Annotated in this window: 21 protein-coding genes and 1 pseudogene; 12 read left to right on the forward strand and 10 right to left on the reverse strand. The window is 61.5% G+C overall.

Annotated elements, in window-relative coordinates:
* Positions 1-187: 187 nt before the first annotated feature.
* Complete coding sequence (locus VXJ24_RS09495) at positions 188-406, reverse strand: hypothetical protein (RefSeq protein WP_330972682.1); 219 nt, start codon at positions 404-406, stop codon at positions 188-190.
* A 693-nt stretch (positions 407-1,099) separates the two neighbouring features.
* Entirely contained in the window at positions 1,100-1,375 is a 276-nt protein-coding gene (locus tag VXJ24_RS09500) for a hypothetical protein (protein WP_330972683.1), read from the reverse strand.
* A 280-nt stretch (positions 1,376-1,655) separates the two neighbouring features.
* Between VXJ24_RS09500 and VXJ24_RS09505 the strand changes: the two genes are divergently transcribed.
* The 3 genes from VXJ24_RS09505 to VXJ24_RS09515 are packed head-to-tail and all read left to right on the forward strand — an operon-like array spanning position 1,656 to position 4,321.
* A complete protein-coding gene (locus tag VXJ24_RS09505) occupies positions 1,656-2,771 on the forward strand; it encodes an SAVED domain-containing protein (protein ID WP_330972684.1) in 1,116 nt (371 codons plus the stop codon).
* Positions 2,764-3,897 (forward strand): nucleotidyltransferase domain-containing protein, encoded by a 1,134-nt coding sequence (locus VXJ24_RS09510; RefSeq protein WP_330972685.1) that lies wholly within the window; start codon positions 2,764-2,766, stop codon positions 3,895-3,897. The genes VXJ24_RS09505 and VXJ24_RS09510 overlap by 8 nt, the downstream gene beginning before the upstream one ends.
* A gap of 37 nt (positions 3,898-3,934) precedes the next feature.
* The gene (locus tag VXJ24_RS09515) at positions 3,935-4,321 is read left to right on the forward strand and encodes a type II CBASS E2 protein (RefSeq protein WP_330972686.1); all 387 of its coding nucleotides are present in this window, start codon (positions 3,935-3,937) and stop codon (positions 4,319-4,321) included.
* 149 nt (positions 4,322-4,470) lie between these two features.
* Here VXJ24_RS09515 and VXJ24_RS09520 read toward each other — a convergent pair whose 3' ends face one another.
* Positions 4,471-5,022: a hypothetical protein gene (locus tag VXJ24_RS09520; RefSeq protein ID WP_330972687.1), complete on the reverse strand. Its 552-nt coding sequence runs from the start codon at positions 5,020-5,022 to the stop codon at positions 4,471-4,473.
* Positions 5,023-5,260: 238 nt separating this feature from the next.
* Between VXJ24_RS09520 and VXJ24_RS09525 the strand changes: the two genes are divergently transcribed.
* The 4 genes and pseudogenes from VXJ24_RS09525 (at position 5,261) to tnpA (ending at position 11,424) form a co-directional block, all read left to right on the forward strand.
* On the forward strand, positions 5,261-5,701 hold the full coding sequence (locus VXJ24_RS09525; protein ID WP_330972688.1) for a hypothetical protein: 441 nt from the start codon (positions 5,261-5,263) through the stop codon (positions 5,699-5,701).
* Between the two features lie 209 nt (positions 5,702-5,910).
* Positions 5,911-10,116: a fibronectin type III domain-containing protein gene (locus tag VXJ24_RS09530; RefSeq protein ID WP_330972689.1), complete on the forward strand. Its 4,206-nt coding sequence runs from the start codon at positions 5,911-5,913 to the stop codon at positions 10,114-10,116.
* 116 nt (positions 10,117-10,232) lie between these two features.
* Entirely contained in the window at positions 10,233-10,670 is a 438-nt protein-coding gene (locus VXJ24_RS09535) for a potassium channel family protein (protein WP_330972690.1), read from the forward strand.
* Positions 10,671-10,964: 294 nt separating this feature from the next.
* Positions 10,965-11,424: pseudogene (tnpA, locus tag VXJ24_RS09540) on the forward strand (IS200/IS605 family transposase).
* 160 nt (positions 11,425-11,584) lie between these two features.
* Here the strand turns inward: tnpA and VXJ24_RS09545 are convergent.
* The 4 genes from VXJ24_RS09545 to VXJ24_RS09560 form a co-directional block, all read right to left on the reverse strand.
* Entirely contained in the window at positions 11,585-13,672 is a 2,088-nt protein-coding gene (locus VXJ24_RS09545; protein ID WP_330972691.1) for a clostripain-related cysteine peptidase, read from the reverse strand.
* A gap of 74 nt (positions 13,673-13,746) precedes the next feature.
* Entirely contained in the window at positions 13,747-14,172 is a 426-nt protein-coding gene (locus VXJ24_RS09550; protein WP_330972692.1) for a hypothetical protein, read from the reverse strand.
* Between the two features lie 300 nt (positions 14,173-14,472).
* Positions 14,473-15,957, reverse strand: coding sequence for an SPFH domain-containing protein (locus VXJ24_RS09555; protein ID WP_330972693.1), 1,485 nt, complete (start codon positions 15,955-15,957; stop codon positions 14,473-14,475).
* 31 nt (positions 15,958-15,988) lie between these two features.
* Complete coding sequence (locus VXJ24_RS09560; protein WP_330972694.1) at positions 15,989-16,564, reverse strand: hypothetical protein; 576 nt, start codon at positions 16,562-16,564, stop codon at positions 15,989-15,991.
* Positions 16,565-16,799: 235 nt separating this feature from the next.
* On the opposite strand from VXJ24_RS09560, the gene VXJ24_RS09565 reads away from it, so the two are divergent.
* The 3 genes from VXJ24_RS09565 to VXJ24_RS09575 all read left to right on the forward strand — a co-directional run bounded on the left by VXJ24_RS09565 (position 16,800) and on the right by VXJ24_RS09575 (position 20,511).
* Positions 16,800-17,174 (forward strand): hypothetical protein, encoded by a 375-nt coding sequence (locus VXJ24_RS09565; RefSeq protein WP_330972695.1) that lies wholly within the window; start codon positions 16,800-16,802, stop codon positions 17,172-17,174.
* A 207-nt stretch (positions 17,175-17,381) separates the two neighbouring features.
* Positions 17,382-19,739: a helix-turn-helix transcriptional regulator gene (locus tag VXJ24_RS09570; RefSeq protein WP_330972702.1), complete on the forward strand. Its 2,358-nt coding sequence runs from the start codon at positions 17,382-17,384 to the stop codon at positions 19,737-19,739.
* Between the two features lie 187 nt (positions 19,740-19,926).
* Positions 19,927-20,511 carry a hypothetical protein gene (locus VXJ24_RS09575; protein ID WP_330972696.1) on the forward strand — a complete coding sequence of 195 codons (585 nt, stop codon included), beginning with the start codon at positions 19,927-19,929 and terminating at the stop codon, positions 20,509-20,511.
* A gap of 295 nt (positions 20,512-20,806) precedes the next feature.
* Here VXJ24_RS09575 and VXJ24_RS09580 read toward each other — a convergent pair whose 3' ends face one another.
* The 3 genes from VXJ24_RS09580 to VXJ24_RS09590 all read right to left on the reverse strand — a co-directional run bounded on the left by VXJ24_RS09580 (position 20,807) and on the right by VXJ24_RS09590 (position 22,722).
* On the reverse strand, positions 20,807-21,784 hold the full coding sequence (locus VXJ24_RS09580) for an IS30 family transposase (RefSeq protein WP_330972697.1): 978 nt from the start codon (positions 21,782-21,784) through the stop codon (positions 20,807-20,809).
* 346 nt (positions 21,785-22,130) lie between these two features.
* Positions 22,131-22,469, reverse strand: coding sequence for a type II toxin-antitoxin system RelE/ParE family toxin (locus VXJ24_RS09585; protein WP_330972698.1), 339 nt, complete (start codon positions 22,467-22,469; stop codon positions 22,131-22,133).
* Positions 22,459-22,722: a type II toxin-antitoxin system Phd/YefM family antitoxin gene (locus VXJ24_RS09590; protein ID WP_330972699.1), complete on the reverse strand. Its 264-nt coding sequence runs from the start codon at positions 22,720-22,722 to the stop codon at positions 22,459-22,461. Before VXJ24_RS09590 ends, VXJ24_RS09585 begins: the two co-directional genes overlap by 11 nt.
* A gap of 347 nt (positions 22,723-23,069) precedes the next feature.
* On the opposite strand from VXJ24_RS09590, the gene VXJ24_RS09595 reads away from it, so the two are divergent.
* Positions 23,070-23,768 carry a peptidylprolyl isomerase gene (locus VXJ24_RS09595; protein WP_330972700.1) on the forward strand — a complete coding sequence of 233 codons (699 nt, stop codon included), beginning with the start codon at positions 23,070-23,072 and terminating at the stop codon, positions 23,766-23,768.
* Between the two features lie 8 nt (positions 23,769-23,776).
* Positions 23,777-24,649, forward strand: coding sequence for a metallophosphoesterase (locus tag VXJ24_RS09600; protein ID WP_330972701.1), 873 nt, complete (start codon positions 23,777-23,779; stop codon positions 24,647-24,649).
* Positions 24,650-24,701 lie beyond the last annotated feature (52 nt).

Below are 24,701 nucleotides of genomic sequence, written 5' to 3' on the forward strand. Positions count from 1 at the left end.
GGCGCAGAAGTACCCTGTGCTTCTGCGCCGGCCGGGCGCTTTCGACGGGCGCGAGGATAGGGGATGGAGCAGCTATCACCGTCGCAGCGGATGTCGGAAGGGCGCCATCGCACAAGGTCACGCCCCCCCAGCGAGGGCGGCGTGACCGGCCGGCAAGACAGCTTTGAAGAAAAGCGGCGAGCAGGGTTTACCGTGCAAGATTGTCGTCTACGGCATGGGTATCATGCGACACGGTAGCCTCAGCGAGCTCTCTTACCAAGCGTCCCATGAGGCACGCCGCGACGTCCGCAGCGCCCCTCGGCGCGGAGGAGAGGTCGACGTGCTCCAGTGTCGCCGTGACGCCCATCCCCGCGAATGCGATCTCTTCGAGATCCGCGTTGACGTAAGCGTCACAAATCCACCTCATGGCATTTCCTCCAGTCCTCGCGACCGTTTGATGTGGCAGCTATGCTACGACGGACGGGAGAGACTGATGGCAATGCGTCGCGGGGGTTCTCCGGGCAAGCGTCGGGAATTTGGTGCAGATGCCGGCACCCCGCGAATCGTGACGTTCGGCACCCGGGCACCTCGTTCGGACTCGATTTGGATGATGGCCGGATCGCTCGCCGTGGCAGGAGCATCGCGCGCGTCCCCCAAGGTTAATGCGCGACGATCCGGAAGGCGTCGGCCGCGCCGGATCCGAAAGGCAAAAAATTAGGCAGAGACGCGCGAGCGCCTCTGCCACATAAAAAACCTCTCGGGTTTCGATATCCAAATGCACTATACCCGATTAGAACCAGCGGTCGACCAGCTCGGCGAGGAATTCCATGGACGCCTCCGCGGAGGCGTCAGGGCGGGTGACGGAGAGCACGGCCCTCACGTCGTCTGTCAGGGAGCGGAGCCCTGCAGACGCCTCGCCTCAGATCCTTATCTTCGCCGGGGCAACCCCTCGCTCGCTCGCGAACTCGTCTACGCCGAGAAGCCTGTACCTCGTTTCGATGACCTTCAGTTGCGAGTCGTATTCCTCGATTTCAAGCCATTCGTCATGCCCGTTGTCCGCTATCTCGGCATGCAAGACATGGCGGAGAAGGAGCGAGGTTCCATGGCTATCGATCGCGAACTAGTAGCACCATCCCTCGTTGAGCAGCTCGAATAGGGTGGTTTCCCTCACGCAGTCTCTGAACCCGCGCAGGTTGCCCAGCTTCGCCTGGAGGTAACGTTTGCCCTCTAGGTCCTCTTCGAGGCTCCTCGAAACTTGTCCCTCCGTCCGTTTCACTACGTCATTTATCCGACGGAGTAGCGCCTGCTTGGTTGTCATGTACTCCCGAATGAAGAGCTCGCGCTTGCGCGCGTTTAGGTCCTCATCCAGGTCAAGAAGTTCATCTCGGCGTAACATCTTTTCCCCGCCCTCATATGTTGAAGAAACTGTATCGTAACTGGTCAATTGCTGCACGAGGGGATATATAAAGTAAGGCGTGGAGCACGAGCGACATCCCTTCGGGTCAGCGCTCTCCACACCTGTATGAGAGTCGCCGGTGAGGGGTATGCTTTTCGACAAGACGAGGAGTCGAGTTTTCTACAACGTCTTGCCTTGACTAATCCCTTCTATATAATCTATATCTATTATGCTGCTGGTTTTATAACCACAATATCTTGTGGTCTATTTGAGAGTGATGATGAGCAAAACCAGAAAGAGCATCCCAAAGAATGTCTTGCTTTCCTTGTGGTCTCGCGCCGCGGGGAGGTGCGAGCTCTGCGGCAAGGAGCTTAATGTCGCGCACGCCTTCGACGAGTTGGGCAACTTCGCGCAAGTTGCCCACATCAACGCCTACTCGCCTGGTGGCCCACGCTACAAGGCCGACATGACCGAGGACGAGCTGAACGGCATCGACAACCTCATGCTCCTCTGCCACGAGCACCACAAGATGGTTGACGACAACGCTGACGACTATCCCGAGGAGGTACTCAGGAGGCACAAGGCAGACTGGGAAGACTCGATAGCTGGCTTTGTCGAGGGGCTCGCACCATCTCGCGCGCTCGTCGCCACGATGCTCCTGCCCGCAGGGGGAATGAGTCCGCACGTCACCACCGCCGAGCTTAACGCCGCCCTGCATAGGGAGAGGCTGTACGCCGCCAACCCGAAGGCGTACGACTTCGCGAAGGGCGTTGCTATCCCATGCCGACTCCAAGAGGCCGGCAGTCAGATCGAGCGTCGCATGGCTGCATTCGAGGACTCGTATGACGACCAGACAATGCCGGTGGCGGTATTCGCCCTCGCGCCCCAGCCGCTCCTGATCAAGCTCGGCAGCCTCCTTGGCGGGATGCGTGACGTCAGGGTTTTCCAGCCTTGCAGGGTCGGACGAGGCTGGGCTTGGCCCGAGGGTGGAAATCCAATTGATTTCTCAGCTCGCCATATAAGCGATGGCCAGCCGGACTCATCCCGTGCCTCATTAGTGGTCAGCCTCAGCGGCGTCGTCAGCATGAGGACTATCGTGGACATCCCCGACGGCACCCCAGTCTACGAGCTCACTACGACGAGCCCAGGTACTGAAATCGTCACATGCGAGGAGACGGTGAGGACCTTCGTCAAGGAGGCAACCTCGCTCGTCGACAGCATCCATGAGAGCTTCCCCGTGGTGAGGGAGCTGCATGTCTACCCTGCAATGCCTGCGTCCCTTGCCGTAGCGCTTGGAACCGCACTCAGGTTCAACCTGATCAGCAACTACGTTGTGCACGAGAAAGCCGACGGAACGTTCGGCGAGACGCTATGCATCGGGAGGTGCGATGAATAACAAAGACAACAGCCTTCTCAACGAATTGTATGCCGCGCTCGCGCAGGAGCTTGACATCTCCGAGACCATGCGCGGGAAGGCGGAGAGGGCCTACACGAGCGTTGGAGAGTGGATCGACGGTGACAAAGGCCAGCCTGCCGACGTCTTCGTCCAAGGCTCCTTTGCCCTCGGCACCGTGACCAGGCCTGTGAGTGGCGAGGACGATGACTACGACATCGACCTGGTTAGCGAGCTCCCCGGCATGACCCAATTCGGCCCCCGGACCATCAAGCACCACGTGGGAGACCGGCTCAAGGAACATGGGACCTACGCACAGAAGCTCGAGCCTGAGGGCAAGCGCTGCTGGACACTGCAGTTCGACGAGTTCCACATGGACATCCTCCCCTGTACGCCAGATCCGACGGCGCGCAGCATGACTGCAATCACCCTGACCAACCGAGAGCCCGGAGGCGAGTACACCACTAGGTCGAGCGACCCGAGGGCCTACCAGAGCTGGTTCGAGCGGCGCATGGGCGATTCCCTTGACCACGCGCGAAGCCGCGCGGTTGGGAAGGTCTATGCCTCGGTCGACAAGGTGCCAACGTTTGCTGTTGCCACTCCGCTGCAAATGGCCATCAGAATCCTCAAACACCACCGCGACGTCATGTTCGAGGGACGCGACGATGCGCCAATCTCCATCATCATCACCACGCTCGCAGCCCTTTCCTACGATCAGCAGGTGGGTGTGTTCGATACGGTGTCCGACGTGCTGGGCTCGATGAGCGGGCACATACGACGTGAGGGAGGCCTCTACGTAATCGAGAACCCCGTCGATCCGAAGGAAAACTTCGCGGACAGGTGGAACACCGAGCCTTGGAAGGCACGGGCGTACTTCGACTGGGTGAGTGCCGCACGCCGCGACCTCGTTGACAAGCCGCTCGGTTCTGCTGGAATCGACGCACTGTCGGACGGCCTCAAGGGGCCGCTGTCGGAGAATGTGGTCGTCAGGGCGTTCTCGAGGTTCGGCAACAGGATGTATGCAGAGCGCCAGTCGGGTGCCCTTCACTATGGTACAAGGGAGGGAATCACGCTCGCTGCTTCGGCGACTACCGTGGCAGTTCCGAGCCACAGGTTCTACGGTGCGTAGCAGAAGACCCCCTAAGGGAGGGGGCCTCACCCTGCCCATGCAGCTCCTGCATTTGCTCATGGCCTATCCCGACTCCTCGGGCAGAATCCTCCATGGTAGCAAGCTGGTTTGGCGGGCGACGGTGAAGCCATCGGCCCTCAGCGACATCTACCAGGTGTACATCGAAGCAAAGCCCCGCTCTTTTCCTCAGGTCTGGGTCTCTGGCGGTGCGGTCGATCGTTGCAAGGACCTCCCCTCGGTACCGCACAAGCTCGGCTACGAGGAGAGGCCACCGCGAGTACACGTCTGCCTCCAATACAGGGATTGGTCAACCGATCAGCTGTTCACGAAGACCGTCATGCCATGGTGTAGCGAGTGGATTCTCCACTTCGAGATATGGATGGCAACGGACGAGTGGCACGGCGGAGGCATTCACCCCTCATGAGGGCGCTCGCCTTCATCTCCATTGACCCGCCTCTTACGACCCGTAGTGCCAGAAGAGCAGGATGACCCTGGCCACGAACCTCATCCACATCAGGAAGAACTTGCCTATCGCACCTAGAACACGCTTGGCCACGCCCATCTCACACGTTCCTACTCGAAAGAATCGTCCGAATAAGCACTAGCAGCCACGCCGGACACAAATCCATAGCTGGCCTCCGTCATGCCGAGCATCGCGAATACGAGCCGCTCCCCATCGAAACTATGAAGGTCGCCGGCATGGGTGTCCCTCAGGTAGTCGTGCAGCCATACCGCACGCCCCGCCATGGGGCGTGCAGGCTCGTCGGCGTCGTAGAAGAAGTCGACCGTCTCGTAGAGCCTCGGCACGTCGCAGAGGTCGGGTCCGACACGCACCCACTGGAGGCGGCCGTCGAGCTCGACGGAGCGGATCTGCTCAATCTCCTCCTCGAACAGGACGTGCAGGCGACATCCCGCGGACCTCTGGGCCAGAGGCATGCCGGCGCCCTCCAAGCTTGTGACCCGGTACCAGCTCGCCTCGATCCAGAGCCCGCCGTCGAGAACAATCCGCAGGTTCGTGAGAGCGTTCGTCCTGCCGAGGGCGCTGTTGGTCATGAGCGTATTGGTGTCGAATACCTCGATGGCCCCGTCTGTGTTTGATAACCTCTGAGTTGCGGATTCGAGCATCGGGCACTTTCGGGTCTGAGCACGAAAAGCTTTCGGGTTCTGGCATGGGCACGCCGACCATCCCAAAGCTGGTCCAACATGTCGCTGCTTCGGCTATCGGCATATGGAGGCCAGAAAGGAAATGATCGGCGTGGACAGGATAGAGGACATGCGCAGAAGGGCGAGAAGCGGGGAACCGACAGCCTCGATCGCGAGGGTAGTCGGCGTCTCGGAGCCGACGGCCAGGAAGTGCGCGAGGATGGAGGACCTGTCGCCCGAGCCGCCGAAGAGGAAGGAGCCGGAGAGCGAGCTGCCCGCGCCGCACAGGGAGACGACCGGCTCCTGGCCCGGCGACGACTGCAGGAACTGGCGCAAGCAGCGCCATACGGCCGTGAGGGTGCATGCGAGGCTCATCGACGGGCGCGGCTGCGAGGGCTCCTATTCCACCGTGCAGCGCTACGTGAAGCAGCGCCGGGAGGAGATGGCCCGCGAGCGCGACCGCAGGGACGCCGAGGGCTTCCTGCAGCTGAGCTGGCTGCCCGGAGAGATCCAGGCCGACTTCGGCGAGGCCGACTTCAGGGTCCGCGGGGTGACCACGAGGGGCAAGTGCCTGACCGTCACGTTCCCGCACTCCAACGTGGGGCTCGCCCAGGTCTTCTGGGGTGAGACGGGCAATACGTTCTGGAGCGGCCGCGTGTGATACGCCGACGGAGGGGGTGGTCACGAACCAGAACGGACGGTGCCCGAGTCAGGGTTCCCATCGCTCGCATCCACCCGCTCTCTGCGACCTTCTGGCGTTCGCTGAGGCATCATACTTTGGAACGATGCGCTTTGCCTGCATGCCGCTGAAAATCTCCTAGAGCTGGACGCTACCCAGAAAGTATCAAACCTCCTAGGATTGGAGCGACCATGACAACGTGCCTCACACGCACGCGGTGGCTGCCCGTCGTATCCGGTGCGGTCGCGGCGGTGCTCGCATTTGCTGCCCTGCCCATGACGGCGCTGGCAAACGACGAGCTGAGCCCCGGACCCTACTCGCAGAGCAGTCAGCTGAGCACCGATGCGTACTCCGCCCTTGGCCTCACCGTCTCGGACGATACTGGTGACGCCGGCACCTATGCCCCCTATGGCAACGACGAGAACGTGAGCACCACCCTGCTGAGCGACGACGAGGTCTACATGGCAGCCAACGGCGCCAGAAACAACGTATACACGCTGCGGGGGAAGCTCAACCAGCTCTACGATGCCAATACATACGCGGAGGGCTTGATTGGCTACACCACGATCTCTGACGATTACGGGGGCATGAGCGGAGCTTATCTGTTCTGGCCCATCAACGAGCTCTACGGTACGAGCAGCAATTCAGGGATAGCCGTGGATATGGTTGAAAAGGGCGTTAGCTACTACTCGCCGCTCAGCGACAACGAGAATGACATGATCAAGGGGTCTACCAACAACGGATTCAGCGGCAAGTATGCCACCAGCGTCTCGGCAGACCTCGGCAGTGGCTACAAGGACCACGTCGTCGAGCTGCGTGCCTATGGGAGCCAGTACTACACCATGGTCGGCAACCGGCAGTTGAGCGGCGCCTTTGCGGTAAAGGTATTCTCGCTTGACGCAAAGGGGAACCGCACGGAAGTCGCGAGCCTCAGCCCCACGGTCAATGACAGTCAGATCCAGGTGAATGATTATACTGACGAGCTGTCATACATCCGGACCGGTTACCTGCAGGAGTACGACGCCTACTTCGAAGTGGCCGCCGCGGACGTGGACGCAGACGGCGTGGACGAGGTCTTCTGCTACACGGGCTGCTACAAGGACGAGAACGGCGAGCGCCTGGCCTGCGTCGACATGTGGGACCTGCAGCCCGACAGCTCCTGGAGCCACACCCAGGGGTGGGTGGACTGCGGCCAGGCGTCCTACTACGTCACAGATGATGAGCTTAACCAGATTCGCAACAGCAAGGATGACCCCACTGCTCGAATGCAGCTCATGAAGGCCCCGGTGGTCACCCTGGCCGGCGGCGACCTTGACCGCCGCGGTGGAGATGAGCTTGCCATCACCGTCTCCGCGCCCACGAACCACGACAACCCGACCGACGCAGCCCGCTGCTACATCTACACCTGGGATGACACCGCAAAGCGACTCTCCGCCGTCGTAAACGACGGCTTGGGCAACGACTATATCCCCCTGAGCACGACCGTCGGGGCGACCTCCGCCATGGTCTCCGCCAACTGCACCTTCGGAATCTTCAGGACGAGCGACACTGATACGGCCACGGCCCTCATCATTGCCGGCTGGGACTGCGGTGGCAGCTCAAACGCGGAGTATGCCAACTTCGGCTACCGCTACGTTTACTATGACACATCCCAGGACGATTTCGTCGTCTCCGACTACATCCGCAAGGCCCTCGGCAAGGACGCTGCGCACATCACCGAGACCGCCTGCAAGGACGCGAACCAGGGCGGCCGATACCGTCCGACCCTGGCGCCCTTCGCCCTGGGCGCCGCACGCTTGAACGGCCTCAACCAGGGTGCCGCCGAGAACGACGACGTTCTCATGGGCGGAGACATCTACTCGTTCAATCTCTCCGCTGGGGTGAGCCTCGACACTCTCGGCAGCATCAGCCTCACCTCTGACCAGGTGAACTCGAACCGTTACACAAAAGGCAAGGAGCAGGTCTGGATCGGCGACGTGCGCGTGGGTGCCGTGTCGGGCTCCAGCCAGTACGAGGAGAGCTTCCTCGCCGTCACGGGCGTCCACCGCGACGAGGACCTCGGCAAGGATGACGACTACTACTGGATGGACGTCTCGCACTTCTCTGCCAAGTGGTCTGACGGCAAGCTCCAGGGCTACACCACCGGTGAGGAGGGCGTCATAAACGAGAGCGTCCGTGTCCACAGCACGACGCAGTACGGATGCTGGATCAGCCTGTGCCTGCCCAACGTGGACCACGACGGCATGCAGGTGCGGTTCAAGGCGGAGGCCGAGTACTACACTGCGCCGCAGCTGCTCGCGGTGCTCCAGGGGTCCCCGTACTTTCAGGACCTCCAGGACAGCTATGGCTACCTCAACTACGGCGGCACCGCGTTTGGCTCCGAGTCCAGCAGCGCCTCGGGCTCCGGCTGGTCCATCGAGGGAGAGGCCGGCGTCTTCGGCGAGGCGTCGGGCGGCTTCCTTGGGCGCGTGGAGCTCGAGGGGGAGCTTACGGGCCATGCGGGCTACGAGTACCAGAGCTCCTCGACGCTCTCGTACGGCGTGGACTACGACGCGCACGCGGCCGAAGGCAACAAGGCCGTGGTGTACACCGTGCCCATCATGTACTACTGGTACGAGGTCAGCGACTCCAGCAGCCCGGAGTGGACGGACGTCGTCATGCCCGTGTTCCTCACGCCGGTCACCGCGGTCGTGAGCCAGGAGACCTGGGACGAGGCGGTCGAGAATTTCGATCTCGACGCCAGCGTGAGCAGTGACAGCTCCACGCCGCTCACCTACAAGATCTCCGACGTCCTCAACAACAGGCAGGGCGACCCCGCAAGCTACGGCGTCGACACCCTGACCAAGACGACCCTGCTGCCTACCGCCAAGCGTGCCTTCACGTACCAGCTTGATGGGAAGGACGCCTGGTCCATCGCCTCGAACGAGGAGGGCGTCGCCACGGCGCAGACCATCGCGGCCGAGAACGAGACCGAGAAGACCGTCGACGTGGGCGGTGCTGTTGCCCTGCAGATAGGTGCCGGCTTCGGCATTGGGGAAAACGAGATCGTTACCGGTATGGTGTTCGGGCTGTCGGGTGGCTACACGACGCTGAAGTCCAGCTCCACGGGCTTCTCGTTCACGGGCACCGTGGACAACCTGCCCGAGGCTGCCGAGGGCTACGGCTTCAGCTGGAGGCTTGCGGTGGACCAGAGCTCCTCCGACATGCCCGTCGACGGCACGCGTCCCGCCACCAACCAGTTCTGGATCGTGGGCTACGACGTCACCAACGTAAAGCAGCCCGAAGTCCCCATGGTGAGTGGCTTTGCCACGACCGGCACCGGCTACGATGCCACCACGGGCAAGGATGCGGTCACCCTGTCTTGGAACGATATCCTGACCTCCGACCAGAAGTCGAATGGCTACAGGTACGCGGTCGCCATGTATCCCGCGAACGATGATGACCACTACAGCTACGCCTACACGCTGGACGGCTCCGCCACAAGCTACGTCTGGGCCGGCCTCTCCACCAGCAGCAGCTACCGCTTTGCGGTGTTTGTCGTGGACGGCACGGGCAGGCAGGCGAGCCTGCGCTCGCCCATCGTGAGCGTGACCACGCTGCCAGCCGGCGACGCGATGGCCGTGAGCGGTATCAACATCCAGGGGCAGGCCAACACAAACGACGCGAGCGACACGTCCACCGGCAAGGCGACGCGCAGGATGGGGGAGTCCCTCACGCTTGACATGAGCGGCAGCTACTACGACTCCGGCTCCGCCGATCCGGACAAGCAGCCGCTCTTCCGCTGGTATCGCAAAGAGGCCTCCAAGCCCTACTGGCAGGAGATCTCTGCCGGAGCCACCCTCGGCACCCAGGACGACAAGACCTACACGTCCACCTACGCCATTGACGAGGTGACGGCGGAGGACGATGGCACGGTGTATCGCTGTGACGTGAGTTACAACAACATCGTGGTCTCGTCTCAGACGGTCACCCTTGATGTCACGCACACCTACTCGATCGTCGATTCTGCCAACACGTACTCGGCAACCAGGAAGCGTCTCAACTATCTGGATGCCGACCTGCTCAGGTTCTTCAAGCCGGTCGCAGCCGAGAGCGTGTCCGGACTCAAGCCTGGTGAGGGCGGCACCACGGGCAACGGCACCGCGACCGGTGACCCTACGACTGGAGGTGCCACAGGCAACGGCACCGCGATTGACGCCACGACCGGTGGCGGAGCCAGCGCTTCTGCTGACTTGGGCACTGCAACCGGCTCCACAAAGGCGGCCTCCGCATCGGGCACGCCCCAGACGGGCGACGGCTCGCTGGGCACCGGGGCGCTGGCCCTCATCGCCCTGGGCGGAGCTGTGTCCCTGGTTGCTGCGCTGTTGCTCCGTCACCGTACCAGGGACCGTGGCTAGCGAGCTGTGGGGACATGCGTCGGGTGAGAGGACCCGGCACCCGGGATTTCCACGCTGCGGCAGACGGTGACTCGCTGCCGCATGCCCCGTCCGTCCCTTTGGGCGGACGGGGCGCCTTGTTCGAGACGGAGGCTTCGATGCTCAACCAAAAACTGCTGCGCGCCGTGCTGCGCAACACTGGCCTTGCCCGCGCCACGTGGGGGTTTCTGGCGACGTTCGTCGCGGCGTCCGCGCTGCTCGCGCTGGTGGACCCAGGCGTAGACGGCTTTGGCGACGCCCTGTGGTGCTGTTTCCAGTCCGTCACGACCATCGGCTACGGGGACATCACCGTCACGAGCGCCGTCGGCCGCATGATCGTGGTGGCGCTCAGCGTGGTGGGGATTCTGTTCGTGGCGGTGCTCACGGCTGCGGTGGTCAGCTACTGCAACGAGCTCATGCTGGCGCGGCGCAACGAGAGCCTGGCCCTGTACCTGGACAAGCTGGAGCACCTGGACCAGCTGACTCAGGAAGAGCTGGCCGAACTCTCGCACAGGGTGCGCCGGCTGCGCGGCTAGCGGGAGCGGCGCGCGCCGGGCTCGTCTCGGCCGAGCTGGTGGTTCGTAGCTGGGGTCCAAGACCCCCTCTGCACCCCATGTCGCCCCCCGTCCCACCGGCAAGTTGTAAAAGAGGGTTCGGCCGCGTCCATCGCACGGCCGAACCCTCATCAGCTAAAGGCCTTAGCCTGTGCCGCGCGGCATAGAAAGCCACCCGCTGTGCGGGTGGATGGCAACGATGCTATGCAGCGAAGCTCCTTCCCCTCCAGAATGGCGATTGTTCGGGTCGCCGGCCGCGAGAGGAAGGAGAGAACGATGGCACAGAAGGCCAGCAGCCTTGCGCACACCAAGTGGATGTGCAAGTACCACATCGTGTCTTGCCCAAAGCATGGAAGAAAGGCCATTTACAACCAATACCGCAAGGACCTGGAGGAGATCCTCAGGCAGCTATGCCAATGGAAGGGCGTCGAGATGATAGAGGGGCATCTCGCGCCGGACCACGTGCACATGCTGGCGGGCATCCCGCCCAGGATCGGCGTGCCGGGCTTCATGGGCGGCCTGAAGGGGAAGAGCGCGCTCCTCATGTCCGGCAAGGCATGCGAACCTCAAGTACAAGTCCGGGAACAGGAAGTTCTGGGCAGAGGGCCACTGCGTCTCGACCGTCGGCATGAACGAGGCCACGATCGCGAAGTGCATCAGGGAGCAGGAAGCTGCGGACATCGCCCTCGGCAAGCTCAGCGTCAAGGAGTATGAGGACCCGTTCAGCAGGAAATAGGCCGGCACATGCCCGTCTGGCGGGCTGGCCACGAGCCAGGCGGCTATGCGGCCTGAACGAAGCGAAGGCCAGGGACCTGAGTCCCTGGCCGGCATTTATAGGGTCATGCCCTCAGAGCAGACCACCCGCTACGCAGGTGGTCATGATTAAAAAAGACGCACTACTTCGTGGTCAGGACCTCGGTATCAACCTGGGAGCCATAGACCGTGGTCAGCGTTCCCCAGAACAGCACGCTAGCATCGCCGGTGTCCTCGTAGCGCACCTCAACGTCCGATGGGTCGGACACCGTGATGGCATCGCCTTGGAGCGTCTCGACCCAGTTGCCCTCGGAGTCGAAGTAATCAAAGACCGGCGTCAGCGTGTTGCCCGCCTCGAGTTGCCCCAGGCCGCGACCGAGGACGTAGTCCTGCCCAGACATCCGATAGCCCTGAACGTACCCGATGGTCTCGCCATCACCGCGCTCGCTTGCCGTGGGCCAGGTCACCACCAGATCGACCCGCTCCCCGCCGTTGAGAATCGCCGGAATGGTTCCGGAGTAGCGAATCTCGCCATCCTCGGTCTCCTCAGGCGCGTCGCAATAGAACGAGAAGAAGCTGCCGTCAATCGAGAGCCACTTGCCGTCAAAGTCCACCGCGATGTTCCCGTCATCCGTTACCTGGTAGGCATCATCGGTGCCCAGCATGAGGTAGCCGTCGTCATACTTCTGCATGACCGTTATCTGGAAGTCTGCGAAGTCACCCCACAGGCTGTCGTCCATCTCCACGACCCAGTTCGAGCCGTCCGAGGCAAGCTCCAGCTCGTCGGGAAGCTCCTGGTAGGAGAATTCGTTCGAGAGGTCCTCGAACCAGCCCTCAGACGAGAGGAATTCGTTTGCATAGCTGTCGCTCGATGATGACGCGCTTGCCGCCGTGTCCGAGTCCTGGGCGACCTGCATGCTCGCATACGAGCTGACGATGCCATGGCTCGATGATGTGGGAGAGCTGCCCATGACGCTCAAGAAGTAGTCATAGAAGGCTACGGGCCCCGTATAGCCGATGTCCTCAAGAACCTGGCGTACGTCAGAGTACTGGGAGACCTCGGAGTACGGGAAGTACATCGCAATGCCGTTGGAGTCCGAAGACGTGTCGCTTCGGTACTTGACGCAGCTCGCCACCGCCTCGGACACATCGTCAGCCCCCTCGAAGTCCGAGCGGTCGATCATGTCAACGAGGTCGACCTGGTCCACGGAGTCCTCTGCATAGGACTTCGCGCGGGAGCGGGCGCCAGACATGGTCGTGAATAGGGCGTTATCCGCCTCGATGCTATCGACAGCCTCGTCAAGGAACGTCGAGAGGCGCTCGTAGACACGGCTGATCTCGCGCAGGTCGATGAGGGAGAGGGTCGTATCCTCCTCGACTGTCTCCGCGTAGTGGGCTGAAAAGTCATCGATGATGGTCTTGCCAAGATCCGTCGTGGCGATGGAGGAATCAGACCCCAGCTGATTGAGGAAGCCGGTCCACGACCAGCCGTCTCCAGGCTCGGTCTGCTCGGAGGCCACGAGGTAGTCTGCCACGGGCTCCATGGCCCAGGCGCACTCGACCGTGGCCATGAGGCAGGCGTCAAAGCCCACCATGTCAAACGACACGCCACTCGCCTTGATGGCATTGCGCAGCTGTGAGAGCGTGAGGGCGGAGGCGTCGGGATAGTTCTCGTCGTAGCCAAAGCCGCCAATGGTGCCGCCGCCGTGGTCCCAGAAGATGAGGATGTAGCGGTCCGCGGGGTACTCTTTGGCAGCCCACGAGCAGAAGTCCGTAACCTCGTCCTCGTCGAGCATCGTGCCCTCTCCGGCATCCTGGACGAGGCTTGCCTCGCCATTCTCGAGGACCCACCGTTGGCGTGTGGAGGGGTCGGCCTCAGGCGAGAAGGACCACTCTGATGCCCCGCCCGTCTCCAAGACCACGTTCACGTTGTCACCGAGGTCGGCCTCGAGCATCTCCTCGATGTCGGCTGATGCCGCGCCGTAGCCGGACTCCAGGTCCGACCCGCACATGTAGACCATCACCGTGGCGCTCTTTGCCGAAGCGACATCCACATAGTAATCGCGTAGGCCCGCCGTGCCAAGGTCTGTTCCCGAGACGCCCGCAGGCGCGCCTGCGGGCGTCTCGTCCGCGCATCCTGCAAGCCCCAAGCACGAGAGAGAAAGGATGCATGCCAGGGCAAGCGTTGCCATCCCACGCGTGTCCCACACCCTGCTCTTCGTCATCTTCATTCTCTCCTTGCGTGCCTAGGGGTGCGTTGCCTTGCGACTCGGGGCAGGGGGCTGCCCCCTTTGTCTCCTTGGCCCTACGCGATGGCCTTCCTGGTCTCGATGACGCCGTAGAGGTAGAGCGCAGGCAGGATGATGCCGACAAACGCATTTGCGATGGAGCCACCGTCACCGGTGCTGATGGCGCTCACGATGGCGTAGATGCCGTAGATGACGCTGATGACACCGAGGATGAAGGCGAGAGTGTTCTTGTCGTTGCGCTTGGACGCATTGAGGCCAACGCCGCCCACGAAGAGGTTGAGAAGTCCACCGATGAAGGCCACCACGCCGATGACTGCCGCAACGCCGGCCGCGATGCCCAGCTCCTCATCCGCCGAGGCGAAGAAGACGCCCATCATCATGAGCAGGCCAACCACGAGGTTGATGACGGCAAACACGATCATGATGATCGAGGCCACGCGCAGTACGCTGCTACCGGTAGGCTTGCTGCTGTTCTGATCCATTGATCTCTCCTTTGCGAGTTATCACGTCGAGGGCCCGTTGCCCTTCGCTTTCAGGAATGTTATGGAGTTGCGCTTGCCGATGCGTCATACCGAAGTATGACTGGCGGCGGTGAGGCGAAAAATTACTTGGTGCCTGAAGACGGGCTGCTTCGGTGCCAAAAGCCGGGCATCATGCGGGAGCGTGATGCGGGTCTCCTCGGCGGCCCATGCGGGCACAGGAAGCACCGCCCCCCTGTGGAAGGGGCTTGGAGGGCGGTGCTATGGGTCTTTGCAACACCGGTTACGAGGATCTTGGCGTGCCTATTCGACGTCGTTGGAGTTGAAGCGATCGCCGCACTCGGGGCAGAACTTGGGCGGGTGGGTCTGGTCTTCCGGCACCCACCCACACTTGTCGCAGCGATAGCGCGGTTGGGGCGCCGGCTGCGGTCTGGGCGTACCGCACTCCTGGCAGAACTTGCCCTTGTTGGTCGTTCCGCATGCGGGACAGGTCCACCCGTCATCAGCAGTGGCGGCGCCCTGGTGGGCCGCAACGCCGGGCTGTGCCGCAAGCTCTGGTGAGGTCATGCCCGGAGCGGGCGCATCCCCTGCTCCGGTGGCCGCAACGTCCGCTGACACGGCGCCGGCGGCAACACCCGCGGGGGCGCCAGCCATGCCGCCCTGGGGCGCGTTGGGGTAGACGTCCTGTCCCTGGGGGAACCCGCCTTGTCCACCCTGCGGATAGCCACCCTGCTGCGGATAGCCTTGTCCGCCCTGCGGATAACCGCCACCGGGATAGCCCATCTGGAAGAGGTTCTGGGGGTTCATGCCACCCATGCCGCCTGCCATCTGAGCCATGTTCATGCCGGCAAAACCCAACATGGCCCCGTTGCTGTTGCCGGCGGCAGTGCGCATGGCGTCACCTTGGGCAGAGGCGAGGTTGGCGGCCGCCATGCGCGGGTCACGCATGACCGCAGTGCGCTGCAGGTTCTTGATGGCCTTCTCGTCCTCGGGGTCCGCCGCAATGGCATTGACTCCAAACGCCACGATCTGGATGCCGCGGGTCTCTCGCCACTTCTTCGAGAGGATGTCCGAAAGCGCCTGGGAGACCTCTTCGGTGTGCGCCGGGACGGCGGAGTAGCGTATGCCCATCTCGGAGATGCGCGCGAACGCCGGCTGCAGGGCGGTGAGCAGCTCGCTTCTCAGCTGAGAGGCAATCTGGTCGCGCGTAAACTCGTCCTCGACGTTTCCGCATACATTCTGGTAGAACAGCAGCGGGTCGGCAAGCTTGAACGAGAACTCGCCGTTGCACCGCACGGCAATGTCCATGTCCAGACCGATGTTGTTGTCGACCACGCGGAAGGGCACCGGCGTTGGAGTGCCATAGCGGTTGCCCATGACCTCCTTGGTGTTGAAGTAGTACACGCGCTGGTCAAGGCCAGTGTCGCCACCAAAGGTGAAGCGCTTGCCTATGTTCTTGAACGTATCGACGATGCCAGAGCCGAGACTGCCCGCAAAGACGGAGGGGGCAGCCTTGGAGTCGTAGGTGAACTCGCCTGGCTCGGCACAGAAGTCCACGACCTTGCCCTGCTCGACGATAACCATGCACTGCCCATCGTTGACTACGACGATCGAGCCGTTCGAGATGATGTTGTCGTCACCCTTTGTGTTGGAGCTGCGAGACCCGACGCGCTTCTGACCCTTGGCGCACAGGACATCAGCATCGAGCGACTCGCAGTAGATCATTTCCTTCCACTGGTCGGCGAGGTTGCCCGTGAGGGCACCAAGGGCCGCCTTGATGAGTGCCATGGGAAAGCCTCCTTACTTGTGGCGCCTTACGCTACTCCTGCAGGTCGCGCATCACGCGAGCCATGATCTTGGCCTCATCGCTGGACATGATGAAGGGGTGGCCGTCAATGATGAGCTTGCCTCCGTTGCGCTCGATCCTGCAGTCGTCGTAATCGTCCCAGTCGACGAACGCGGAGTCCCCGTCCTCGTCGACCATGTAGACTCCCGAGACGGTCACGGCAAAGCCGACCTTGCAGCTACCGAAGATCGTGGTGTCGACAACGCAGTAGACCTCGTCGGCGTCGTCCTCGTCGATGTCGAAGTGCTTGACGGCAGCGCTGATCTTGTCCGAGTTGTCTTCTAGGCGGTCTGCGAAGTAGGCGTCGGACAGGTCGGACTCTTCGTCCACATACTCGTCGTAGGCGTCCTGGAAGAACTGCTCGAAGTCGAAGGCCTCCTCGTCGTCACTGTCGTCTTCATCAAAGTCCTCGGAACCGGCGGCGACGCCGCTCTCGTCGTCCTTGAGCTTGAAGACGCTGTCGCAGCTGTTGCAGCGACCATAGACTCCGTTGCCAAACGGGACGACGTCACCCATGCAGTTGGGGCACTTCATCGAGATTGCTTCCATGATCATTCCTTTCAGGCTGTTGGGTGGGGGGTTGAACGTTGCCGTGATTCTAGGAAGGCTGGAAGCGTCATACCTCATACCAAAGTATGAGGGTCAGATGCCGTAGGCCAATTGCGCGCCGCAGGCGGCACCTCATACTTTGGAATGAGGACAGGCGATGTCCGCGACGGCAAACTGGGCTCAGTCAGGCGGGGCAGGGTACCGCCTTCCAGACCACCGTGGATGGGAGTTCATCATGGCATTTGGATTCAAGCTCAAGACCGTCAAGACCAAGGAAAGCTTCGAGAACTACCAGCAGCTCTTCGACCGCATCAAGGATGTCGACTTCACCGCAGGCAAGCCCGAGCTCGTGAAGAATGGCTTTGCCGACGTGATCGTATTCCCACCCCTCGACCGTCAGAACCAGATCTGGGTCATGCTCCAGGGCAAGAACAAGATCATCATCCAGAAGAACCAGGTGGTGGGCGTTGCCGACCAGGCCATCAATGCCGCGTTCGACGCCGTGACCGACGGCCTGTTCTCCGTGGGCTCGATCATGGGGAAGAACTCCAAGAAAATCGAAAAGCTCGTCGAGGCTACGGCTTCCGAGATCGAGGCGCTCAACCTCTAGCCCTGGGCCTCAGGCCGCTACTGAACACCTGAAATAATCGGGGACCGATATCTCTCTCTCCGTACCCGACCGATGTGGTCTATCTTTGATAGGCGACGGTCGGGTACTTGCCGTTTGAGGGAAGAGGGCAAGGCCTGCACCTAATAGAATCGGTGACGAGGACATCTGCCTCGCAAATCTCTATGGTGGTGGTTTACCTTGGTAAAGATGGTTGCCCTCGAGCTTGACGAGTATATCTGGGCGCAGTGGAGCTACACGCGCCTGGCGTTTATATGTGCACCCCTGGGCTTTGGCAAGACCGAGTTTGCCCGTCGCATGCTCCAGGACCAGGACGTCCTTGAGATCGATGCCGAGAGGGACGATGTCACCAGGCTCGTGACCACGCAAAACGCCAGCAGGTATGACGCCGTCCTCCTGGACAACATCCATGACGACCTCTCGACTGCAGAGGGGTCGAAGCTCTCGTCCGTCATCAGGCAGTGCGACAGAACGCGCTTTGTCTTCACGTCCCGCGCACCGATGCCCGGATGGCTCACCCCGTTCTTTGCCAAGGGCGAAGTGCTTGTCGTGACATCCGAGGACCTGTACTTTACGGACACGGACATCGCGCGCCTCCTCGCCGCGAACAACCTTACGTCCACGCCCGAGCTCGTCGAGAGAATCGCCGACGTAACGTCTCGCTATCCCATGGCGGTATCGCTCTCCGTCGCCCACATGCTGCGCGGCGATGGCGACACCTGGGAGAGAAGCCTCTTCAAAGAGGTGATGTGCTACTTCGATGCGGAGTTCAGGCGGCGCTTTAGCCCCAGGGTGCAAGAGCTCTTGATGCTCGTCCCCTTCTTTGACTACATCGACAAGGATCTGGTCTTGGGGGTGCTTGGGGAGGAGGACGGCAAGCAGCTTCTCGATGTACTCCAGCACACCACATGCTTTGTCACCCCCGAGGGTGACGCATGGGCGGTAAACCCGGGCGTAAGGAAGTTCTTCGAGTGGGAGCGTACGCGCCGGCATGACGAAGCCTCGTATTATTCCGTCATCGACCACGCAGTCGACTACTACGTGACGCACGGGAGCTACATCAGGGCCCTGGAGCTGTGCTCGCGCACGAAGAACAACAAGCGCATGCTCGCCATCCTGGAGGAACACGCAAAGCTCAACCCCGGAAACGGCAGCTATTGTGAGCTCGAGCACTACTATCACGCCTTGCCCGAGGACGTTGTGTGCGCATCCCCCAGGCTCATGCGCATCATGAGCCTCCTGGACTCCATGCTCATGGACACCGTTGGCTCCGAGCGTTGGTACTCGGAGCTCGAGGACTACGCGCATGCGCCCCAGCGAACGCCCGAGGAGCTCAAGATCGCCAACGCCAACCTCGCGTACCTCGACATCGCGCTGCCCCACCGGCGGCTGACCAGTCTCACCGACGCCGTGGCCGCACTCGCGAGGGTCAATGCCAGCAACGATCCCGAGCTTATGCCGTCCATGACAAGCGCAATGCCCAGTGTCATCAACGGCGGGCGTGACCTCAGCCCCTGGGTTTCCTCAGACGAAGAGACCTGCATCCTCATTGGCAAGCTAGCCGGGCGGGCGCTTGGCAGGCTTGCTGTGGGCTGCACCGAGGTGGCCTTGTGCGAGAGCAAGTTCGAGAAAGGCGAGGATGTCACGCCGTACATCTCCAAGGTCAATGCCGTCCTCCCCAAGATCAGGCGTAACGGAGACCCCTCAGTCGAGTTTGCCGCAACGGGCATTGAGTGCAGGAACCTCGTCGACCAAGGTGACGCGCGACAGGCACTCTCCCTTCTCGACCTCCAGCGCAGGCACCTGTTGCAGGTGAAGCCACACGAGTGCGGGCGCATCATCGCAAACCTCGATGCCATGCGCTGCCGCATCTGGCTGCGTTTGAACCAGACGGAACGCGCTCACGCATGGCTCGAGGAGAATGAGCCGGACCTCTCGAAGCCCCTCGACTTCCTGAACCGCTACATCTACAAGACCGTGAGCCAGGTTCTGATTTCTGAGTGCCGCTACGACGAGGCCCTGCGCCTCATGTCCACGCTCAGTGAATACGTGCAGTCCCGTGACATCTTCATTGACTTCATCAACTACAGCGTCCTTGCCGCAATTGCCACATGGCGAAGCAACAAGGGTGACTGGAGGATATGGATGGTCCGGGCTCTCAACATGGCAAAGCGCTTTGGCTATGTGCGCACCATCTCGACCTACGGGGCTGCCGTGCTGCCGCTTCTCATCGAAACGCAAAAGCATGCCGAGGAGATGGGCGTCGATCCCAGTCAGGTGTCGCGTCTCATCAAGACCACGCGTGTGCAGGCAACGCATTACCCCAACTTCATGGCGGTGCCCTCGGGTCCAACAGAGCCCCTCACCGACACGGAACTCCAGGTGCTACGCCTGATCTGCAGCGACAAGAGCAATGCCGAGATCGGCGAGATCTTGAGCATCAAGCTTCCCACGGTAAAGACGCACGTGAGCCACATCCTTGCGAAGCTTGATGTGAGTCGTCGCTCGGAGGCCGCAAGCGAAGCTCGGCGCCTTCACCTGGTGTAGGGCATGAGACAGGGGACAGGGCTTTGGCACATCCCCCTGTCTTCCCACCGAGCCTACATATTGTCATGCCGTCTCATACTTTGGAATGATGTAGACTCATCGGCCCTTCTATAGGATTCCTTTCAGAAGTTCGGGCACGCCTACCAACGAGCCCAACCAACCAGATGTCCGAGAGAAAGGAATCGCAATGCTCAACACGAATCGCTTCGTCACCATCGGTCTCGCCTTCGCACTGGCCGCCTCTCCTCTCGCCCTCACGGCCTGCGGCAGCTCCAGCTCCTCTGACTCCGCAAGCGCGGCTGCCGAGTCCACTGACTCCGATAGCACCGCGACCGAGGAGGCAACCGCAGACAGCGCCGCGTCGAGCGACTCTACGGCCGCCGATAGCTCCGCCGGCCAGAGTTACTCCATCTCCACGAGCGAGATCACCGAGGCTTACATGGGTGTCTCCGAGGCAGGCGAGACCGTCTACTACGTGGGCAATGACGACGGCTCCAAGACCGGCATCTTCTTCCTCGACGCTGAGAACCAGGCTAACGTGAGCTTCATGGGTCCCGCCACCGTGACGCAGCAGGATGGCGAGAACCTCGTCACCATCACCGACGTGCTCTCCGGCAACACCCTCACCTTCGGCGTTGCCAAGAACGATGACGGCACCATCACCATCGACATGGGCGACGAGCTCGGCAAGGCAATCCTCGCCCAGACTGACATTGCCGAGACGGTCGACGCCATCAATACCATCCAGGCCAACTCCACGTCGATTCAGTAGGCTCTTTCCTACGCCCTTTCTCACCCCTGGCCTTCTCCCAGGCCTTGACCCCCGGACGAACTCGACTCGTCCGGGGGTCGTCTTTTGTAACAAGGCAGGACGCTCTGGGTGGACGAGCTAACGGCACCTCTCACGCTGGTGGGGCGTCTGCCAAGCGTGGCACGGCTCCGCCCGGAAGTGTGCCGTCTTGCGGGATCTCGCAAATAGCCATATTTGGTCAAATGCGAAGTCGCAAATCGCCAGAAATGGCTAAACGCGAAATCGCAAACGGGGCGAATCCTCAGAGCAAGTGCAACTACTGGTGGTGGTAGACCTCCCAGGGGCACTTCCACTTGAGACGCTTGCGTGGTCTCCGGTTGAGTGGATCGCATGCCTCCTGCACCTCGCTGTCGCTGACATCGTCGAGGCTCACGCCCTTCGGGAACCAGTCCCTGAGAAGGCCATTGGTGTTCTCGTTGGTGCCCCGCTCCCATGGATGGTGGGGATGGCAGAAGTAGACCGGCGCTCCCAGCGCCTCCTGGAGGCCCTCTGCATCCGAGAACTCCTTGCCCCTGTCGAGAGTGACGGTATGGACGGCCTCTCCCTCGAGCGCCCTCTCCGTGGCCTCGTTGACCTCGGCATGGGCCTTCCTGGCGGCCTTGCCGCCGACAAGGTATCCGCTCATCCTGTCGACCTGGGTGACGAGGCATGCACCGCCCTGCCTGCCAGCGACCGTATCGCCTTCCCAGTCGCCTGTCCGGTTCCTGGACGATGCCTCTTCCGGCCTCTCGGAGATGTCATGGGTTATGCGCACCTTGCCCCTGCGCTCCTGGCTTCCCTTCCTGTGCCTGCGCTTGCCATGGTGCCTGAGCAGCCTTGCGGCCTTCCGGTGCCCCGGAAGCTCGCAGTCCAGGGATCCCGACTCCACGGCACGGTAGATGGCGGAATCGCTCACGGCGAGGTCGGGCCGCTCCTCCGAGATGCGGCCCGATATCTCCTCCGGGGACCAGTGCTCGTCCCGCATGAGCCTCACGACCAGCGAGCGCCTCTCGGGCTCGTCCATGAGCCTGGGGCGCCTGCAGCGCAGCCTCCTCCTGTCCGCCTTCCTCTGTGCCGTAGACGCGCGGTAGCGGCGCCCTGCAGGGCCCTGCCAGCCGTTCCGCCTGATCTCGCGGGATATGGTCGACTTGTCCCTGTGGAGCTCCCTCGCTATCTGGCTGACCCCCTCATGGCCCTTCCAGCGGACCATGATGTCCTCGCGCTCCGCGATGCCAAGACGGTTGTAGCCGTCCATGGTGCCTCCAATGATGCATGTCTACGCAAGCATCATCATAGGTCGCGCCTGGGCGGCTACCTCGTAATATCCTGTTGCACTCGGAGTGAGGATTCGCCCATTAAAACGCGAATCGACAAGCGGTGGCTGGTATGGCGGGCTTGCATGAAAGTCTGTGCCTTGGAGCCCGTAACCCGCGACTGACAGATCATGCGTGGCGTCTTCGGCTGCTCTGGCGCGGTTGTGCATCATGTGGTCCGATATCTGGCATATGTCATGCGAAGGAGCCTCAGCATGCCACTCTCCTGGGACCTCATGAGTACCACGAGGGCTGCTCGTTCGCACCCTGTGGCGCCAGGCTGCACCATCATGCGTAGAAGGTCGTTCCATCATCCAGGCCGAAGAGCTTGCGGAGGAAGTCGCTCTTTCCGCTGAGCACACGATCGACGTACACACGGTCCCTCTCCACGCGGATGAAGACGAGGTAACCCCTCTCCTCCACAAAGCGCCAGTTCGACTTGATGCGGCATCTTGAGTCAAGCGGTGTCGTAGCAAGCGGGAAGTCTGCGACGCCGTCCACGCGGTCGAGTATGGCCATGATGGTCTTATCAGCTGCGGTGGGCTTGTCGTTCTCGTCGGCTATCCACTCCCGGATGGCATCGAGGTCGTCCACAGCTACGGGCGACCAAACCACCTCAGCCGGCATCGGACGACTCTCCGGAGAACCTTGCCCTCACGTCGGAAGCTGCCACCCAGCCCTCTGACTCGCCTGACGTGCGTCCGCGCTGCAGCTCGGAGAAAAGGGTCTGCTCCGCGACCAGGCGGTCGTAGTCGTCCATGTCGAGGATAGCGTAGCGGCCGTGCCCGTTCTTGGTGAGGAAGACCGGGGACCCAGGTCGGACGCCCTCGAGGACCTCGGTGTAGCTGCGCAGGGTCGAGACTGGCATGATGGCAGGCATGACGCACCTCCAAGAAATTGCTGAAGAAACTTGTGACAAATAATACAGCAAAAGCAGATAAAGAGAAGCGGTTCGCTCAGACGAGCCACCCCATCCCATCCCGTGCTGCGTCAAGTAGATCTCCCTAGGCCTTTGCTGGAGGATTGCGCTGCCTCTCCTCTCTTTCCCGGCTGAAGGTCCTATATTCCACCAGAAGGGAGCAGGATACAGACCCTGCTCCTTTCTCATATAGAGTCATTGCATTCGCCCAATAATGAAAGATCCCTATGCAGCCAGCCCTGGCGGTTGGTATCGTAGGAAGATATCGCAGCGGGATTGTTGGACGAAGCTAAGGAAAGACGGCGGCAATGGAGATGGACGTTGAGGAAATGCTGACAAGACGTGGCTTTGTCGCGTTGGCGGCTGCTGCCGCAGCGCTTCCGCTTGACGCCTGCCGCTCTTCTGCAGCAGATGGATCTGGCAGCGCTGATGCCGGGTCTGCCTTCAATGCCGACAGCTCGGCATCTGCAGGTGAGTCTTCTGGAATGGCATCAGGGCCCTACGTCACCGGCACCCACCACGTGACGATCGAGGTTGCGGATTATGGGACCATCAAGGTGTCGCTCAATGCGAATGTGTCACCCATCACGGTCTCGAACTTCGTGGGACTCGTTGATCAGGGGTTCTACAACGGCCTCACCTTCCATCGGGTTATCCGTGATTTCATGATCCAGGGCGGCGATCCGAATGGGGATGGCACCGGAGGCTCAGGCGCCACGATCAAGGGCGAGTTCCCTGAGAACGGCGTGGAGAACAATATCGCCCATGTCCGGGGGACCATTTCGATGGCAAGAAGCTCGGACTATGATTCGGCAAGCTCCCAGTTCTTCATCGTCCAGAAGGAATACCCGTCCCTCAATGGGCAGTATGCCGCCTTCGGCCATGTGACCGATGGAATGGATGTGGTTGACGCAATCGTCGATGCGACTGCAGACCAGGGGGACTCGAATGGCCTTCTGCCCAAGGATGTCCAGCCCGTCATCACGTCCATCGCTATGGTCGATTGAGCTGCCCCATGAAGATCATCGTAATCCCCGACGTGCATCTGAAGCCCTGGATGTTCGAGAGGGCTTCGGAGCTGATGGATGAGGAGAAGCTCGATGGTGCTGTCTGCCTCATGGACCTGCCAGACGACTGGGGCCATGGCAAGGACTTCGACCTCTATATCGAGACGTATGATGCAGCGTCCAGGTTCGCAGCTGCGTACGCTGAGACGAAGTGGTGCTGGGGCAACCATGATCTGAGCTACAAGTGGGGCCTCGACCAGAGTGGCTATAGCTCAGCCATGCAGGGGACGGTCCGCGGTCTGCAGGGGAGGATGGCAGACTTGCTTCCAGCAGGCAACCCCATCCGCTATGTCCAGAGGATTGACTCTGCCATCTTCTCCCATGGCGGATTGAGCGATCTCTATGTCCGGGAGGCTGCCCCCTCAATAAAGGGCAACGACGTCGATGGGGTGCTCGATCGGGTGAACTCGCGCGGTGCACGCTATCTCAGGAACGACGAGTCGCCTATCTGGCTGAGGCCACAGCTCCAATACCATCCGACCAAGCTCTTCCATGAGAAGGCCATGCTCCAGGTCGTCGGGCATACGCCAGTCGACGGGGATCGGGCGCGCAGGCAATCTCATCTCCTGCGATGTCTTTTCGACCTATCCGGACGGCACACCCATCGGCACCCAGGAATTCCTCGTGCTCGAAACTGTGACGTGGGATTTCGACTGCGTGCAGTAGGACGTTTTCTTTCGCAATACGGCCGGAAAGGAAGAATTTCGATGCACGCCAATCTCTATGTGATGCCGTTCGATGGCGCTCCATCAGAAATGGCTGAGGACCTCCGGCATAACCGCAGGAATTCCTGTCGCCGCTCCGCTGCATCATATGGATGAACGGCTGATGCATCCGGAGGATCGGGGGACGAGATGGCGAAGGGTCATGCAG

This window comes from Olsenella kribbiana (assembly GCF_036408795.1).
GTDB classification, from domain to species: domain Bacteria; phylum Actinomycetota; class Coriobacteriia; order Coriobacteriales; family Atopobiaceae; genus Olsenella_L; species Olsenella_L kribbiana.

Excerpts from the sequence above, each read along its gene's own strand:
- VXJ24_RS09495 (WP_330972682.1), bottom strand. The coding sequence starts at position 406 with ATGAGGTGGATTTGTGACGCTTACGTCAACGCGGATCTCGAAGAGATC.
- VXJ24_RS09500 (WP_330972683.1), bottom strand. The coding sequence starts at position 1,375 with ATGTTACGCCGAGATGAACTTCTTGACCTGGATGAGGACCTAAACGCG.
- VXJ24_RS09505 (WP_330972684.1), top strand. The coding sequence starts at position 1,656 with ATGAGCAAAACCAGAAAGAGCATCCCAAAGAATGTCTTGCTTTCCTTG.
- VXJ24_RS09510 (WP_330972685.1), top strand. The coding sequence starts at position 2,764 with ATGAATAACAAAGACAACAGCCTTCTCAACGAATTGTATGCCGCGCTC.
- VXJ24_RS09515 (WP_330972686.1), top strand. The coding sequence starts at position 3,935 with ATGCAGCTCCTGCATTTGCTCATGGCCTATCCCGACTCCTCGGGCAGA.
- VXJ24_RS09520 (WP_330972687.1), bottom strand. The coding sequence starts at position 5,022 with ATGCTCGAATCCGCAACTCAGAGGTTATCAAACACAGACGGGGCCATC.
- VXJ24_RS09525 (WP_330972688.1), top strand. The coding sequence starts at position 5,261 with ATGGAGGACCTGTCGCCCGAGCCGCCGAAGAGGAAGGAGCCGGAGAGC.
- VXJ24_RS09530 (WP_330972689.1), top strand. The coding sequence starts at position 5,911 with ATGACAACGTGCCTCACACGCACGCGGTGGCTGCCCGTCGTATCCGGT.
- VXJ24_RS09545 (WP_330972691.1), bottom strand. The coding sequence starts at position 13,672 with ATGAAGATGACGAAGAGCAGGGTGTGGGACACGCGTGGGATGGCAACG.
- VXJ24_RS09550 (WP_330972692.1), bottom strand. The coding sequence starts at position 14,172 with ATGGATCAGAACAGCAGCAAGCCTACCGGTAGCAGCGTACTGCGCGTG.
- VXJ24_RS09555 (WP_330972693.1), bottom strand. The coding sequence starts at position 15,957 with ATGGCACTCATCAAGGCGGCCCTTGGTGCCCTCACGGGCAACCTCGCC.
- VXJ24_RS09560 (WP_330972694.1), bottom strand. The coding sequence starts at position 16,564 with ATGGAAGCAATCTCGATGAAGTGCCCCAACTGCATGGGTGACGTCGTC.
- VXJ24_RS09565 (WP_330972695.1), top strand. The coding sequence starts at position 16,800 with ATGGCATTTGGATTCAAGCTCAAGACCGTCAAGACCAAGGAAAGCTTC.
- VXJ24_RS09570 (WP_330972702.1), top strand. The coding sequence starts at position 17,382 with ATGGTTGCCCTCGAGCTTGACGAGTATATCTGGGCGCAGTGGAGCTAC.
- VXJ24_RS09575 (WP_330972696.1), top strand. The coding sequence starts at position 19,927 with ATGCTCAACACGAATCGCTTCGTCACCATCGGTCTCGCCTTCGCACTG.
- VXJ24_RS09580 (WP_330972697.1), bottom strand. The coding sequence starts at position 21,784 with ATGGACGGCTACAACCGTCTTGGCATCGCGGAGCGCGAGGACATCATG.
- VXJ24_RS09585 (WP_330972698.1), bottom strand. The coding sequence starts at position 22,469 with ATGCCGGCTGAGGTGGTTTGGTCGCCCGTAGCTGTGGACGACCTCGAT.
- VXJ24_RS09590 (WP_330972699.1), bottom strand. The coding sequence starts at position 22,722 with ATGCCTGCCATCATGCCAGTCTCGACCCTGCGCAGCTACACCGAGGTC.
- VXJ24_RS09595 (WP_330972700.1), top strand. The coding sequence starts at position 23,070 with ATGGAGATGGACGTTGAGGAAATGCTGACAAGACGTGGCTTTGTCGCG.
- VXJ24_RS09600 (WP_330972701.1), top strand. The coding sequence starts at position 23,777 with ATGAAGATCATCGTAATCCCCGACGTGCATCTGAAGCCCTGGATGTTC.